This is a genomic window from uncultured Streptomyces sp., from assembly GCF_947488945.1.
Classification (GTDB): domain Bacteria; phylum Actinomycetota; class Actinomycetes; order Streptomycetales; family Streptomycetaceae; genus Streptomyces.
Genome location: NZ_CANLBS010000012.1, coordinates 166,227 through 180,228, shown reverse-complemented (window position 1 = coordinate 180,228; position 14,002 = coordinate 166,227). Strand labels below are relative to the sequence as shown.

The 14,002-nt window shown below is 71.7% G+C and carries 12 protein-coding genes; 8 read left to right on the top strand and 4 right to left on the bottom strand.

From position 1 onward, the window contains the following. Nucleotides 1–151: 151 nt before the first annotated feature. Nucleotides 152–1,474, top strand: coding sequence for a serine/threonine-protein kinase (locus Q0994_RS20695; RefSeq protein WP_299537281.1), 1,323 nt, complete (start codon nt 152–154; stop codon nt 1,472–1,474). Nucleotides 1,475–1,501: 27 nt separating this feature from the next. Here Q0994_RS20695 and Q0994_RS20690 read toward each other — a convergent pair whose 3' ends face one another. Beyond that, nucleotides 1,502–2,485 (bottom strand): aldo/keto reductase, encoded by a 984-nt coding sequence (locus Q0994_RS20690; RefSeq protein ID WP_299537151.1) that lies wholly within the window; start codon nt 2,483–2,485, stop codon nt 1,502–1,504. Nucleotides 2,486–2,620: 135 nt separating this feature from the next. On the opposite strand from Q0994_RS20690, the gene Q0994_RS20685 reads away from it, so the two are divergent. Beyond that, entirely contained in the window at nt 2,621–3,178 is a 558-nt protein-coding gene (locus Q0994_RS20685) for a DNA polymerase ligase N-terminal domain-containing protein (protein ID WP_299537149.1), read from the top strand. Nucleotides 3,179–3,208: 30 nt separating this feature from the next. Here Q0994_RS20685 and Q0994_RS20680 read toward each other — a convergent pair whose 3' ends face one another. Then, on the bottom strand, nt 3,209–3,664 hold the full coding sequence (locus Q0994_RS20680) for a helix-turn-helix domain-containing protein (RefSeq protein WP_299537145.1): 456 nt from the start codon (nt 3,662–3,664) through the stop codon (nt 3,209–3,211). Between the two features lie 234 nt (nt 3,665–3,898). Here Q0994_RS20680 and Q0994_RS20675 point away from each other — a divergent pair, with 234 nt between their 5' ends. Then, nucleotides 3,899–5,125, top strand: coding sequence for a cytochrome P450 (locus tag Q0994_RS20675; protein ID WP_299537143.1), 1,227 nt, complete (start codon nt 3,899–3,901; stop codon nt 5,123–5,125). 32 nt (nt 5,126–5,157) lie between these two features. Next, on the top strand, nt 5,158–5,625 hold the full coding sequence (locus Q0994_RS20670; protein ID WP_299537142.1) for a DUF5709 domain-containing protein: 468 nt from the start codon (nt 5,158–5,160) through the stop codon (nt 5,623–5,625). A gap of 158 nt (nt 5,626–5,783) precedes the next feature. On the opposite strand, the gene Q0994_RS20665 is transcribed toward Q0994_RS20670, so the two are convergent. Both Q0994_RS20665 and Q0994_RS20660 read right to left on the bottom strand, forming a co-directional pair. Beyond that, a complete protein-coding gene (locus Q0994_RS20665; protein WP_299537141.1) occupies nt 5,784–6,866 on the bottom strand; it encodes an NAD-dependent epimerase/dehydratase family protein in 1,083 nt (360 codons plus the stop codon). Between the two features lie 192 nt (nt 6,867–7,058). Next, complete coding sequence (locus Q0994_RS20660; protein ID WP_299537278.1) at nt 7,059–8,120, bottom strand: hydroxyacid dehydrogenase; 1,062 nt, start codon at nt 8,118–8,120, stop codon at nt 7,059–7,061. Between the two features lie 534 nt (nt 8,121–8,654). Between Q0994_RS20660 and Q0994_RS20655 the strand changes: the two genes are divergently transcribed. From Q0994_RS20655 to Q0994_RS20640, 4 genes are all read left to right on the top strand, one after another. Then, nucleotides 8,655–9,641: a sugar ABC transporter permease gene (locus Q0994_RS20655; RefSeq protein WP_299537137.1), complete on the top strand. Its 987-nt coding sequence runs from the start codon at nt 8,655–8,657 to the stop codon at nt 9,639–9,641. Then, nucleotides 9,641–10,573: a carbohydrate ABC transporter permease gene (locus Q0994_RS20650; protein ID WP_299537134.1), complete on the top strand. Its 933-nt coding sequence runs from the start codon at nt 9,641–9,643 to the stop codon at nt 10,571–10,573. Before Q0994_RS20655 ends, Q0994_RS20650 begins: the two co-directional genes overlap by 1 nt. 86 nt (nt 10,574–10,659) lie before the next feature. Further along, nucleotides 10,660–12,336, top strand: coding sequence for an extracellular solute-binding protein (locus tag Q0994_RS20645; protein ID WP_299537132.1), 1,677 nt, complete (start codon nt 10,660–10,662; stop codon nt 12,334–12,336). Between the two features lie 361 nt (nt 12,337–12,697). Continuing rightward, complete coding sequence (locus Q0994_RS20640; RefSeq protein ID WP_299537130.1) at nt 12,698–13,897, top strand: hypothetical protein; 1,200 nt, start codon at nt 12,698–12,700, stop codon at nt 13,895–13,897. Nucleotides 13,898–14,002 lie beyond the last annotated feature (105 nt).

The following is a 14,002-nucleotide window of genomic DNA, read 5'->3' as shown; positions in this document are numbered from 1 at the left end:
TGATCATCGCCGCGCGTCCCGCCCTGTTCGCTCCTCGTGAGTCCGACCGGTGAGCCGTCCCGGCTGTCACAACGAGCCACAATTCGAGATTGGTGTACAGGTGCTGGTAGCTGATCGGTACCGGTTGGTGTCCCCCATCGGCCGTGGCGGCATGGGCGAGGTGTGGCGGGCCACGGACGAGGTCCTGGGCCGGGATGTCGCCGTGAAGCTGCTGCTGGGGGACCGGGCCGACTCCTCGTCGACCGCCCGGTTCCGGCTGGAGGCCCAGACCGCCGCACGGCTGAGCCATCCGCAACTGGTGGCCGTCTTCGACTTCGGCACGTGGGAGGACCGGCTCTATCTGGTGATGGAGCTGGTCGAGGGACGCAGCCTCGGCGACCTGCTGAACTCCCAGGAGTCGGTGCACCCGGAGCAAGTGGCCCGGATCGCGGGCGAGGCGGCGGCCGGTCTGGCCGCCGCACACCGCCAGGGCGTCGTGCACCGGGACATCAAACCAGGCAACCTGATGCTGGACGCCAACGGCTCGGTGAAGATCGCCGACTTCGGGATAGCCCAGTTCGTGGACGATCCGTCGACGGCGCTCACGACGGCCGGCCAGATCGTCGGCACGAGCCTCTATCTGGCCCCGGAGCGGGCCCTCGGCCGCACCGCGGGCGCGGACTCGGACATCTACTCCCTGGGCTGCGTGATCTACCAACTGCTGCTGGGAAAGCCGCCGTTCCGCTCGGACACCGCCACCGCGACGCTGTACATGCACGTCGACGCGGCGCCGGTACCGCTGCGCGACCAGGGGGTCGCCATCTCCCCCGCGTTCGACGCGTACCTGCTGGGGCTGCTCGCCAAGAAGCCCGAGGACCGGCCGACGGCCCAGCAGGTCGCCGACTGGTTCCGCACCGAGGCGTGGCGGGGGCGGCCGGAGCCGATGCCGCAGGCGGCGCCGGGGGCGCGGCCCGGCTCGGAGGCCGGGGGCAAGGCGACGTACCGGCTGCCGGCCTCGGGGGGCGGTGGCAGACGGCGGGCCGCCCCGCCCGCCTCGCGCGCGGCGGTCCGTGCCACCGCGCGCAACGCCGGGACCGGCCGGAGCACCGGCTCCGCGCACGGAACGGGCGGTGGCACCGGCCGCGGCGCCACCGCCGCGGGAGCGTCCGGTGCTGCCCGGCGGCGCACCGCGGGCGAGGCGATCAGACGGCGGCCGAGGGTGGCCAGCGCGGTGGCCGGCTCGATCGCGTTCGTGGTGGCCGTCTACCTGGGCAGTGTGATCTTCGCACCGGACTCGGACGCCCAGAAATCCGAGACGCCGGGCACCGAGACCTCGCAGGGCGTGGAACCGCAGACCGAGGGCTCCCCCGCCCCGGCCGTGTCCGGGGGGCAGCAGGACGGTGTTCCGCCCTCGGACCAGGACTCCGGCGACGAGCTGGACTCCGGGGACGACGAAGGCCCGGGCGGGAACGGCCCGGACGGCGGCGACGACTGACGGCCGCCGCCGCGCCGGGCCGGGCGGCTACCAGCGGTCGTGGACCGAGGTGCGGAAGCGCCGGTCGTACAACTCGCGCACCGCGTCCAGCGTGGTGTCCGGGAGCGGCGCGAGGGCGGCGGCGCCCGCGTTGGCACGGGCCTGGTCCACGGAGCGCGCGCCGGGGATGACGGTGGTGACGCCGGGCTGCTGGACGATCCAGCGGAGCGCGGTCTGCGCGGGCGTGGCGCCCTCGGGGGCGAGCGCGGCGAACTCCGCGGCGGCGGCCACCCCGGTCGCGTAGTCGACGCCGGAGAAGGTCTCCCCCTGGTCGAACGCCTCGCCGTGCCGGTTGAAGGTCCGGTGGTCGTCGGGGGCGAAGACGGTGTCCGCGGTGTAGCGGCCGGAGAGCAGACCGGAGGCGAGCGGCACCCGGGCGATGATGCCGACCCCGGCCTTCGCGGCCTGCGGCAGCACCTCGTCGAGCGGCTTGAGACGGAACGGGTTCAGGATGATCTGGATGCTCGCCACCCCCGGCCGGGCGAGTGCGGTGAGCGCCTCGGCGCAGGTCTCCACGCTCACCCCGTACGCGGCGATCCGCCCCTCCTCGACCAGGGTGTCCAGCGCGTCGTACACCTCGTCGGAGGAGAGGACGGCGCTCGGCGGGCAGTGCAGTTGCACGAGGTCGAGGGTGTCGACGCCGAGGTTGGCCCGCGAACGGTCGTTCCAGGTACGGAAGTTGTCCAGAACGTAGTTCTCCGGGAGCTGCTCGGCCCGGCGGCCCATCTTGGTGGCGACGAAGACGTCCGCGTCGGGGCGTGCCGCGAGGTAGCGGCCGATCAACTGCTCGCTGCGCCCGTCCCCGTACACGTCGGCGGTGTCGAAGAAGGTGACGCCGGACTCCACGGCGGCGTCCAGGACCCCGGTGGCCTCCTTCTCGCCGACCTCGCCCCAGTCGGCGCCGAGTTGCCAGGTGCCCTGTCCCACGACCGATACGTCACGGCCGGTCCTGCCAAGAGTGCGCTGTTCCATGGGATCATGCTAGGCGCTGTCTGCGAGGGGCCCCGCGGGGGTAGGCGGGTTCTGTCGTGCGGGTGCCCGAATCCGGCGGCACAGTGGAAGGAGCGGCCGGGCACGCGACCCGCCGCCCGACGGAGGGAGCCCGGCATGGCGGACGAGTCCGAACCGTCCCCCCGCTTCGTCGTGCAGATCCACGACGCCCGCCGGATGCACTTCGACTTCCGGCTGGAGGTCGACGGCGTGCTGAAGTCGTGGGCGGTGCCCAACGGCCCCTCGGACGATCCGCGCGACCGCCGGCTCGCCGTGCCCACCGAGGACCATGAGCTGGGGTACCGGGAGTTCGAGGGGGTCATTCCGGCCGGCCAGTACGGCAGCGGCACGGTGATCGTGTGGGACCAGGGCACCTACACCCCGCTCGGCCACGACAAGGCCGGCCGGCCGGTGCCGTTCACCGAGTCCCTGGCCCGGGGGCACGCCACGTTCCGGCTGCACGGGACCAAGCTCCGGGGGGAGTTCGCGCTCATCCGCTTCCGGGCGGGCGGCGAGGGTCCCGGCAAGGAGGCCTGGCTGCTGATCAAGGCCAAGGACGGCCTGGAGGTCAGGGACCGGCCGGGTTCGCCGGACCCGCACCACGCCCGCTCGGCCAGGACCGGGCGCACCCTGCGGCAGGTGGCGGCGGCCTCGGCGGTACGCGGAACACCCTGAGGCGGAGGCCTCCCGTCGCCCCGGAGGCCGTCAGTGGTCGCCGCGGGACTCGTAGGCGCTGCGCGCGGCCAGCACGTCGGGCATGGCGGCTTCGAGGAAGAGGATCAGGTCCACCAGCCTGGCGGCGGTGGCCGTCCCGAGGTCGGTGAGCGCGTACTCGACGTGCGGAGGGATGCTGGAACGGACCTCGCGGGTGACCAGCCCGTCCCGCTCCAGCGCGTGCAGGGTCTGGGAGAGCATCTTCTCGCTCACCCCGTCCACCTTGCGGCGCAGCGCGTTGAACCTCGCCGGTCCCTGGTGCAGGCCGGCCAGCACCAGGCTGCCCCAGCGACCGGTGGCGTGCTCCAGCACGGAGCGTGACGGGCAGTCGCGCTCGAACACGTCGAAGACGAGGGCGGTCAGGCCGTACGTCTCCTCCGCGGCGCGGGTCGGACCGGTCCCGTCGGCGGGCGGCTCGGACACCGGCGGCTCATTCGTGATCCCCATGACCCCAGGTTAACCGGACGAACCCACCGAAGGCACTGTCGGAACGAAAGTGCGTAACTCTCTCCGTGGCGACGTGTGGACCACACCGCGGGGGGTAGCCGCGCAGTCCGGGGAGGCCGGCGCCGACTCGCGGTCCCCTCGCTCCGCGTGGAGGATCGTTGCGACCGGTCAGCCGCGTGGTCGCCCCGGCGCCCCCGGCGCCCCACCCACCCATACCGACCGGAGACCGTACACATGGCAGAGAGCACCCTCCCCCTGCTGTTGAAGGGATACGCCTGGCTGCCGGACGCCCGTCGGCGCAACGGCGGCGAGCCCCTGCGCACCCGGCTGCTCGGGAAACCGGCGATCGCCCTGCACGGCCCCGAGGCGGTGAGGTTCTTCTACGACGAGGACCACGTGCACCGCCGCGCCGCGTTGCCGGAGCCGGTCGTCGACACGCTCTTCGGCCGGGGTGCCGTGCACACGCTCGACGGCGACGCGCACCGGGTCCGCAAGGCGATGTTCCTCGGCCTGCTCACCGACCCGGTGCGGGTGCGTGCGCTCGCCGACGAGGTGGCACGGGAGTGGGACCGCGCCAGGACCGAGTGGTCCGGGCAGCGGGAGGTGACGCTGTTCGACGCGTTCGCCCTGGTGCTGACGCGCGCCGTCCACACCTGGGCCGGCGTACCGCTCGCCGAGGGCGAGGCGGCGCCGGTCGCCCGGGACCTGGTGGCGATGGTGGACGGCTTCGCATCGGCGGGACCGCGGCACTTCCGGGCGCGGGCCGCCCGCCGCCGCCAGGAGGAGCGCATCGCGTCCCTGGTGGAGCGGGAGCGGCAGCGGGCGGCCGGCCCCGGAGCGGCCGACGACTCCCCGTTCCGGACGGTGACCGGGCACCGGGACGCCGACGGATCCCCGCTGCCGACGCACACGGCGGCGGTCGAGGTGCTCAACATCCTGCGCCCGACCGTGGCGGTGACCTGGTTCGCGACGTTCGCCGCGCACGCCCTGCACCGGTGGCCGGAGCACCGCGCCGCGCTGATGAACCCGGACGATCCGGCGTACGCGACGGCCTTCTCCCAGGAGGTGCGGCGCTTCTATCCGTTCGCCCCGTTCGTCGGCGGGCTGGCGGCCCGGGACCTCCAGTGGCTCGGCCGCCCGGTCCCCGAGGGCACCCTCGTCCTGCTCGATCTGTACGGGCACAACCACGACCCGGAGCTGTGGCCCCGGCCGTACGCCTTCGATCCGTCCCGGTTCCTGGACACGCCGGTCGGGCGCGACGACCTGGTCCCCCAGGGCGGCGGCGATCCGGCGGCCGGCCACCGGTGCCCCGGCGAGGACGTGACGCTCACCGTCCTCGCCACCCTCTCGACCCTGCTCGCCCGCCTCTCCTACGAGGTGGTGGAACAGGACCTCCGCATCCCCCTGAACCGCGTCCCGACGGCGCCGCGCAGCGGTTTCGTCGTCACGGACGTCCACTGACCCCGACCGGCCCGCACGGAAAGGAGCCGCACATGTCCGACGACGCACGAGGTGACGACGTCTACCAGCCCACCGGCGACGATTCGCAGAACCCTCCGACGGACGACCTCGACCTGGAGAACGTCCTGGACGAACGGGACCTGGACGACCAGATGGAAGAGGGCTACTCCCCGCCGGAGAAGCCGCTCGGCGTGGAGAAGTACGGCACCACGGGCGCGGAGGAGCGGGAGGGCGAGAGCCTCGACCAGCGCCTCGCGCAGGAGACCCCGGACGTCGAGCCGGTCCCGGGGGACGGCATCGGCGATCTGACCGACGGCGACGGGGAGCCGGAGGACGACGTGGTGTCCGACGGCCCGCGGGCCGGACGGCTGGCCCAGGACCGCTCGGAGCCCGGCCGCGCCAACGACGTGGTGGCCCACGACGTCGGCATCGACGGCGGCGCGGCGTCGGCCGAGGAGGCGGCGGTGCACCTGGTGGAGGACGACGGCACCGGGACCTGACCCCCGCCCCGCGCCCCCTCCGGCCCCTGCCGCCCCGCGCACGCGGGGCGGCAGGGGCCGTTCGTGCGCCTGGGAGGGGGCGGCGGATCAGGCGGGGACGGTGACCCGCCGGACTGCCCGCACCCGCGTGCCGCACCCGCCCTTCGGGGCGATCGCCGTCATCCCACGCGCCGCCCGGCGAGCGGGGCGGTCTGCTCGCCGTCTCCGTCGCGCACGCCGGAGAGGAAGGCGTCCAGCGCCTCCTCGGAGGTCTTCTCCGGCCGCCAGCCGAGGACGTCGTGCGCCCGCGAGCAGTCCATCAGCGGCAGGCGCAGCACCGCGTCGAACAGGTGCGGGGAGGCGGGCACCGCACGGGCGCGCCAGGCGGTGGCCAGCGCGGTGCGCACCACCGCCACGGGGACCCGGACCACCTTCGCGCCGAGCTTCTCCCCCAGCAGCCGGGGGTCGACGACCGGTCCGGCGGCCAGGTTGAAGGGGCCGCGCACGTCCTCGCGCACCGCCAGGAGGTAGGCGCGGGCCGCGTCGTCGGTGTGCAGGATCTGGAAGCGCAGCCCGTCCAGGTCGGGGACGTACGGCAGCAGGCCGGGCCTGATGAGAGGGCCGGGGAAGAACTTTCCGGCGAAGATGCGGCGCTGTTCGGGGGCCGCCTCCTTCTTGAAGAGGAAGCCGGGGCGCATCCGCACGACGCGGATCTGGGGATGGCGCAGCTCGAAGGTGTCGAGAACGCGTTCCAGGTAGGCCTTCTCCCGGCAGTAGGCGGCGTCGGGCCAGCCGTGGGTGGGCCAGTCCTCGTCGACGCCGGGGCCGGTCTTGGGACCCGGGGAGTACGCACCGACCGACGACGCGTGCACCAGGGCCGGCACTCCGGCGTCGCGGACCGCCCGGAAGACCCGCATCGAGCCTTCGACGTTGCCGCGCCAGGTGACGACGGGGTCATGGGTCGGCTGGAACCGCCAGGCGAGGTGCACCACCGCGTCGGCGCCGTCCAGCAGCGCGCGCAGGGTCCGCTCGCTGTCGTCCTCCTCCAGGTCGATGCCGGCCCAGGCGACCTTGGGCACCGAGAGCAGCGGAATCCTGCGCGCCAGTCCGAGGACCGAGCCGACCGAGGGGTCCGCCGCGAGGGCCCGGACCACGCTGGTCCCGACGTTCCCCGTCGCCCCGGTGACCACGACCCGCAGGCCGGCCTCCTCGTCCCTGTGCGTCTGCGGGGTCTGCGGCGTCTGCGGGGTCTGCGCGTCCATGACCGTGTCTCCGTCCGTGGTTGCCGTACGGCGTGGGGAGTGACCTCCTGGTCAACGTAGAGGAAGCGGAACGGTCCCGCGCCCGCAGCCGGGCAGGGATGAGTTCGGGAACGGGTGCGACGGAGCCGGGCTGAGGAGCGTGGTCCGGGGGCCGTGTACGGCTGCGCCCGCGGCCGGACGGCGGGCGCGAGGTCAGGCGAGGTGGTCGAGTTCCTCTCGGCGCACCGGGTGGCTGAAGGGGAGGCCGCGGGCGAACCGTGCGATCTCGTCGAGGGCGGAATCCGCCATCCGCTGCACCTCGTTGCCGAACGAACCGGCGAAGTGCGGGGTGAGCAGCACGTTGGGCAGGTCGTAGAGGGGCGAGTCGGACGGCAGCACCTCGGGCACGGTGACGTCGATGACGGCGCGCAGCCGTCCCGCGACGAGTTCGGCGGTGAGCGCGTCCTGGTCGACCAGGGCTCCGCGGGCGGTGTTGATGAAGGTGGCGCCGTCCCGCATCAGCGCGAGCCTCCGGCGGTCGATCATGCGGAGGGTCGAGGGGAGTTCCGGCGCGTGCAGGGAGACCACGTCGGACTCGGCGCAGAGCGTGTCGAGGTCGACGGCGCGGACGCCTAGCTCCGTCGCCCCGGTGGCGGAGAGGTACGGGTCGTGGACGAGGACGTCGAGGGCGTAGGGCCGCAGGAGTTCCATGACGCGCCGGCCGATGCGGGAGGCGCCGACGATGCCGACGGTGCGCCGGTAGTTGCCGACGTCCGTGAAGAGCGAGCGCCAGTCGTCGTGGCCGCGCACCCGGCGGTAGGCGTCTCTCGCCTCCAGCACGTGCTTGTTGAAGAACAGGACGCAGGCCACGGTGTATTCGGCGACGGGCAGCGCGTTGGCGGAGGCCGCCGAGGAGACCTGGATGCCGCGGTCCCAGACGTGTGCGGGAACATGGCCGCGGACCGAACCGGCGGCGTGCACCACGGCCCGCAGCTTGGGGGCGGCGGCCAGGACGGCCTCGTCGAGCGGCGGACAGCCCCAGAACGTGAGCAGGACCTCCGCGTCGGCGAGCGCCGCGCGCACGGCCGGGTCGGTGAGGTCCTGGACGAGGAGGCGGGTGTCGCACCGGGCGATCCGGGCGAGCCGGGTCAGGGTCCGCTCGCTGAGCAGGGTGGGGGCGAATTCGGGATCCATCGCCAGCAGGACACGGGGCCGGCTCGGTTCGTGCGGGGCGAGTGGGGCGTCGGCGGCCGGGTCGGCGGGCAGGGCGGTCATGAGGGCGACAGTAGGGATCACTATTTCGATCGTCAAGATCGAACGATCGCGTTTTTTCGATATTCGGTCGTCCTGATCGCTGTTGTAGATCACTGACCGGCACCCGGATCCCCTGAGCACCAGGAGCCGACGTGCGGTATTCGGCCGAGGAACGACAGCACGGCCTCTGACCGACACCCCTACCGGGACCGCGCCCAGGACCGCGCCAGGCTCGGCGCCTGGTCGGGTCCGGTGGGGGCGAGCCGCCGCCCACCCCGTTTGGATGCGGGACGGCACCGAGACCGACGGCGGCGGAGCCTCTGAGGCTCTGCGCCACTTCGCTCCTGCTGATCGAAAGATCGAAAATTCGCTCCATGCCTCTTGACGTCGATCGTCACGCTCGCCAATATTCGGCGTGTGGCCGGATACCGGCAGTTGGCCGGACACCTGGGCGCCACTCGTCCGATCCCGCCGGGCCGCGCTCCCTCAGTTCCGGGAGCCGTGGTGTGGACGCCGGGAGCGGAGCACGTCGTCATGTGGAAGAAGGGGAGCGGCATGTCGCTGGCACTGAAGGAACCGGAGGCCCGCCCGAAGAAGGCGGCGGGCACCGGGAATCCGGGCAGAACACGCCCCCGCCCCACCGGACTGTGGCACCGGATCGTCAGGGACCGGGCGCTCCTGCTGCTGATGCTTCCGGGCGTCCTGTTCTTCCTGGTCTTCCAGTACGGCGCGCTGTTCGGCAATGTCATCGCGTTCAAGAACTACATGCCGTTCCTCGGCCTCCAGGCCAGCCCCTGGGTCGGATTCGAGAACTTCGAGACACTGTTCTCCGAGCCGGCCTTCTGGCACGCGGCACTGAACACGGTGGTGCTGGCCCTGGTGCAGCTCGTCTTCTACTTCCCGGTCCCGCTCGCCCTCGCTCTGCTGCTGCACAGCCTCACCCAGGGGCCGGTGCGCAAGTTCGTGCAGAGCGTCGTCTATCTGCCCCACTTCATCTCGTGGGTCATCGTCGTCGCCCTCTTCCAGCAACTGCTGGGATCGAGCGGGGCGCTCAACGGCGCACTCGGCGGTGACGACGGGCATCTGATCGACATACTGGGCAATCCGGACCTGTTCAAGCCCTTGATGGTGCTGGAGCTGGTCTGGAAGGAGAGCGGCTGGGGCACCATCATCTTCCTGGCGGCGCTCTTCCAGGTCGACGAGGGACTCTACGAAGCCTCCGCGCTCGACGGCGCGGGTCCCTGGCGGCGGTTCTGGCACATCACGCTGCCGGCCCTGCGCCCGGTCATCTTCCTTCTGCTCATCCTGCGCCTCGGTGACATCCTCTCGGTCGGCTTCGAGCAGATCCTGCTCCAGCGCGACGCGTTCGGCGGCGACGTGGCCGAAGTCATCGACACCTACGTCTACTTCCACGGCATCCGCGACGGGAACTGGGGGGTGGCCGCCACTGCCGCCCTGTTCAAGGGCGTCATCGGAGCCGTTCTCGTCTTCTCCACGAACAAGATCGCCCACCGCATGGGTGAGCAGGGGGTGTACCGCTGATGAGCGATGTCCTCGACATGGACCGCCCGACCGCCGAGCGCGCCGAGCGTCCGGCGTGGAAGGAGAAGCCGAAGCCGGTCACCCGGGCGGGCAAGGGCGTCGTCCTCGTCGTCACGGTGCTGACGGTGATCGTCCCCTTCTGGGTGGTGCTCGCCACCAGCCTCTCCCCCGACTCCCAGGTGATCGCCAACGGCGGTTACGCCCTGTGGCCCGAGCGCTGGACCACCCACGCCTACGACCTGGTCTTCTCGGGGGGACAGATCACCCGTGCCGTGGGCGTGTCCGCCCTGGTGACCGTGGTCGGCACCGCCGCGAGTCTGGCGTGCACCATCCTGCTCGCCTACGCCCTCGCCCGGCCCGGTGTGACCGGCGGCAAGCCGATCATGCTGCTGATCCTTTTCACCCTCCTCTTCCCGGCCGGCATGATCCCCAGCTTCCTGGTGGTCAACGGGATGGGCCTGCGCAACACCTACTGGGCGCTGTTCCTGCCCGTCCTGGTCAGCGCGTTCAACCTGGTCGTCATGCGAGGGTTCTTCCAGGGCATCCCGCAGGAACTCTTCGAATCGGCCAAGATCGACGGCGCCGGCGAACTGCGCATCCTCTTCACCATCGTCCTCCCGCTCTCCAAGGCCGTGGTCGCGGTGGTGGGTCTGTTCTACGCGGTCGGGTACTGGAACGACTTCTTCCGAGCCGTCCTCTACACCGACCAGGCCACGATGTGGCCCCTCCAGACCTGGATGCGCACCTACGTCGTGCAGAGCCAGCAGAGCCTGATCAACGTGGCGGGCAACGTGAACGAACAGATCCAGTTCGCTCCGCAGACCGTCAACATGGCCGTCGTGATGATCGCCACCGTGCCGATCCTCTGCGTCTACCCCTTCATCCAGCGCTACTTCGCCAAGGGCGTGCTCACCGGTGCGGTAAAGAGCTGACCCCGCCCCCGCAGCCCGTACACCCCGCGCATCCCCCGCTTCGTCACCCGCCCCGGGTCGGGGCCTTCGTAAAGGAACGGTTTCCCATGTCCTCCGGCATCTCCCGCAGAAAAGTGCTGCAGACGATCGGCGCCTCCACCGCGCTCGCGGCCACCGGAATGACCCTCTCGGCCTGTTCGACCACGTCTTCGGGCGGGGGCGACCTCGACAACGTGGGCAAGAAGCTCGCCGCGTGGCCGACGTACGTCGCGAGTCCGGACGCCCCGGCTCCTGACCTGGCCCCCACCGACCAGGGTGTCCGTCCCGGCTACCTGCGTTACCCCGAGGGACTGAAGCGGTCCGTCGCCGAGAAGCCCGGTGACGGCTCCAAGGTGACGGTGTGGACCATCACCTGGGGCGCCCCGCCGAAGGCGAAGGCCCAGCACCAGTTCTGGCAGGCCCTCAACAAGGAGCTGGGCGTCGATCTGGACCTGGTCGTGGTGCCCGCCGGTGAGGCGCAACAGAAGTTCGCCACCCTGGTGGCCGGCGGCGATCTGCCGGACATCATCGCCGCGTCGTCGTACCTGCCGAACCCGACCGAGCTGATCGCCGCCAAGTGCCAGGATCTGACGGAGTTCCTCTCCGGGGACGCCGTCAAGGAGTACCCGAACATCGCGGCCATCCCGACCTACGCCTGGAAGGCCGCCGACCGCATCGACGGCCGTCTCTACCGCTTCCCGGTGGAGCGCCCCCGGATCGGCCAGACCATCGCGGCCAATGTGGAGCGGCTGAAGTCGGCCGGCGTCTGGGTGCCGGAGATCGGCGCTCTCACGGTCGACGAGTACGCCAAGGGCCTCCAGCAGATCTCGGGACGGAACAAGTGGGGGATGGGCGTGGCGGGCGCGGGCGCGTTCGGCTTCAACACGCTCGTGCCGATGTACGGAACGCCGAACGTGTGGACCCTGAAGGACGGCGCCTTCGTCAACCACGTCCAGGCCGACGAATTCAAGGACGCCCTGGAGAACATGGTCAAGTGGCAGAAGAACGGCATATTCCGGGCCGACCCGCTGTCGCACGACGCCACCCTGACCACCGACTTCCGCACGGGGGTCACGGCCAGCGTCTCCGGCGCGGCCGTCGACTTCACCGGCAACCACGTGGCCGTCGGGAGCGCCTTCACCGTGGACCAGGTCCGTCCGCCCAAGCCGGACAACGGCAAGAAGGCGGTGCACTGGTTCTCCCCCGGCGCCGACTACTTCACCGTGCTGAAGAAGGCCCCCAAGGACCGCATCAGGATGCTGCTCCGGGTCATGAACTACCTCGCGGCCCCGTTCGGCACCAAGGAGTACGAGTTCGTCAACTACGGCGTCGAGGGCACGCACTTCGACCGTGCCGAGGACGGCAGTCCCGTCCAGAAGCAGATCGCGCTGGACGGCGACAGCAAGGACACCGTGGGCGTGGGCTTCATCGCCTGCTGCCAGACGCCCATCTTCCTCCCTTCGTCGGTTCCCGGCGCCGAGGCCTCCGTCAAGCGCCGGCACGCCTTCGAATCGGAGATCGTCGCCATCGGCCGGCCGGACATGAGTGTCGGTCTGCTCTCCAAGACCTGGAACGCCAAGCAGAACGAGTTGATGCTGCTCAAGGAAGACGCGATCAAGGCCATCGTCATGGGCCGCAAGCCGGTCTCCTCCTGGGACACGATGGTCAAGGACTGGCTGGCCAAGGGCGGTGCGCAGGCAGCCGAGGAGTTCCACGAGGAGTACGAGGCGGCCACCAAGGCCTGACCGGCCCGCGCGCTCCCGTCGCACCCGCTCCGGCCGGCCCCGGAATCCGCAGCCCGGACGACAGGGCCCTCCCCGGCCGCCGGGCCGGCGTCCGGTGGCCGGGGCCGACCCGGTGATCGCCGTCCACGACGTGTTCGCCGACGCGCCCCGCACCCTACGACTGGCACCTCACGCCGGAGACGGGTACCGCCCTCACCTTCGGCGACACCACGTACGACCTCTCCGATCTCGCGGGACACGCCCCCTCCGCGGGCTGACCCGCGCGGCGGCGGGGCCCCCTCCCCCGGCGGCCCCGCCGCTCCCCCGATCCGGCCCGTCCGTCCGGGCGGGCTGTCTTCCCCCCACTTGTGGAGGACACACCATGCGGAACAGCACGGTACAGAGCGGTACCACGGGGCAGCCCGGCACCTCGCCCGCACCCCGCGTCGGACGGATGCGACGTGCGACGGCCGTCCTGGCGGGACCGGCGCTGGGCGCGATCCCGCTGCTCGGCACCACCCCGGCCGCGGCCGCCGACCCCTTCCCCGTCTTCGTCAACGAGCGCGGCGCCGACCGGCCCACGCTGGAACAGTTCGGGTCGACCCGCTCCACGGTCGTGTACGACGTCTTCGCCTTCACGTGCACCGCCACCTCGTGCACCGCCAACGGCGGCGCACTGCCCACCCAGGCCGTCTTCGAGGCCAAGGTGAAGGAGTACATGGGCGCCAACCAGTTCGGCGGCGCCGCGACCGCGCCGGTCGTGCTGGACTTCGAGGACATCGAGCTGACGCAGGTGGCCACCGGGGCCGCCGCGACCCACGCCTACAACCTGTGGCGCACCCTGCTGACGTGGACGCACAACGCCGCGCCGAGCGCTCCCGTCTGCCACTACGGCTACGACTGGCTGACCCAGAACCAGGCGCTGATCAAGCAGCTCCACGACGACGACCTGCTCAACTGCTTCGCACCGCGCGCGTACTTCTACACGGCGTGGACCCAGGCCGAGTGGGACCAGCGCCTGGACGAGGCGGTCACCCACGACCGCACCATCGCTCCGGACCACCCGATCTACCCGTATGTCAACCCGACCACCATCGAGAACGGCGCTTACGTCTCCGGCAACACCTGGGCGCACATGTTCGAGCAGGTCAAGGCCAAGGCGGACGGTGTCATCGTCTGGGAGCCGACCGCCGCCGACAGCACGGCCTGCAACTGGGTGGCGCAGCACTCCTACGAGATGGGAGTGATCACCGGGACCGGCAGCAGCGGCCCGCTCAAGGCCACCGCCACACCGCCGAGCGGCAACTGCACGGTTCGGCGCGGTACCACGGTCTCCGTCCCGGTGGCCTTCGCCAACACCTCCACCACCGCGACCGCCGCGACCGCGCTGACGCCGGTGAGCGGGGCCACCGGGATCACCGGCACCTGGGCGTCCGGCACGGTGCCGGCCCTGGCGCCGGGCGCGACCTATGCCACGACGCTCTCGCTGACGGTCGCCCCGACCCGGACCGCAGGGACCGCCCTGCTGCACCTGAAGACCGGGCTCAGTGACACCCGGATGTCGGTGATCGTGCTCAACTGACCCTGCCTTGGCCCGGTTCCGTCGCCGTCCGAGTTCCGGGACGGCGACGGGGCCGGGCCTCCCGTCCGTCCCGGAAGCCGGCGGGCCGCGGGCTCCGCGCTGGTA

What these genes read in the sequence shown, in the direction of transcription:
- Q0994_RS20695 (WP_299537281.1), top strand. Translation starts at nt 152, where the DNA reads ATGGGCGAGGTGTGGCGGGCCACGGACGAGGTCCTGGGCCGGGATGTC.
- Q0994_RS20690 (WP_299537151.1), bottom strand. Translation starts at nt 2,485, where the DNA reads ATGGAACAGCGCACTCTTGGCAGGACCGGCCGTGACGTATCGGTCGTG.
- Q0994_RS20685 (WP_299537149.1), top strand. Translation starts at nt 2,621, where the DNA reads ATGGCGGACGAGTCCGAACCGTCCCCCCGCTTCGTCGTGCAGATCCAC.
- Q0994_RS20680 (WP_299537145.1), bottom strand. Translation starts at nt 3,664, where the DNA reads ATGGGGATCACGAATGAGCCGCCGGTGTCCGAGCCGCCCGCCGACGGG.
- Q0994_RS20675 (WP_299537143.1), top strand. Translation starts at nt 3,899, where the DNA reads ATGGCAGAGAGCACCCTCCCCCTGCTGTTGAAGGGATACGCCTGGCTG.
- Q0994_RS20670 (WP_299537142.1), top strand. Translation starts at nt 5,158, where the DNA reads ATGTCCGACGACGCACGAGGTGACGACGTCTACCAGCCCACCGGCGAC.
- Q0994_RS20665 (WP_299537141.1), bottom strand. Translation starts at nt 6,866, where the DNA reads ATGGACGCGCAGACCCCGCAGACGCCGCAGACCCCGCAGACGCACAGG.
- Q0994_RS20660 (WP_299537278.1), bottom strand. Translation starts at nt 8,120, where the DNA reads ATGACCGCCCTGCCCGCCGACCCGGCCGCCGACGCCCCACTCGCCCCG.
- Q0994_RS20655 (WP_299537137.1), top strand. Translation starts at nt 8,655, where the DNA reads ATGTCGCTGGCACTGAAGGAACCGGAGGCCCGCCCGAAGAAGGCGGCG.
- Q0994_RS20650 (WP_299537134.1), top strand. Translation starts at nt 9,641, where the DNA reads ATGAGCGATGTCCTCGACATGGACCGCCCGACCGCCGAGCGCGCCGAG.
- Q0994_RS20645 (WP_299537132.1), top strand. Translation starts at nt 10,660, where the DNA reads ATGTCCTCCGGCATCTCCCGCAGAAAAGTGCTGCAGACGATCGGCGCC.
- Q0994_RS20640 (WP_299537130.1), top strand. Translation starts at nt 12,698, where the DNA reads ATGCGGAACAGCACGGTACAGAGCGGTACCACGGGGCAGCCCGGCACC.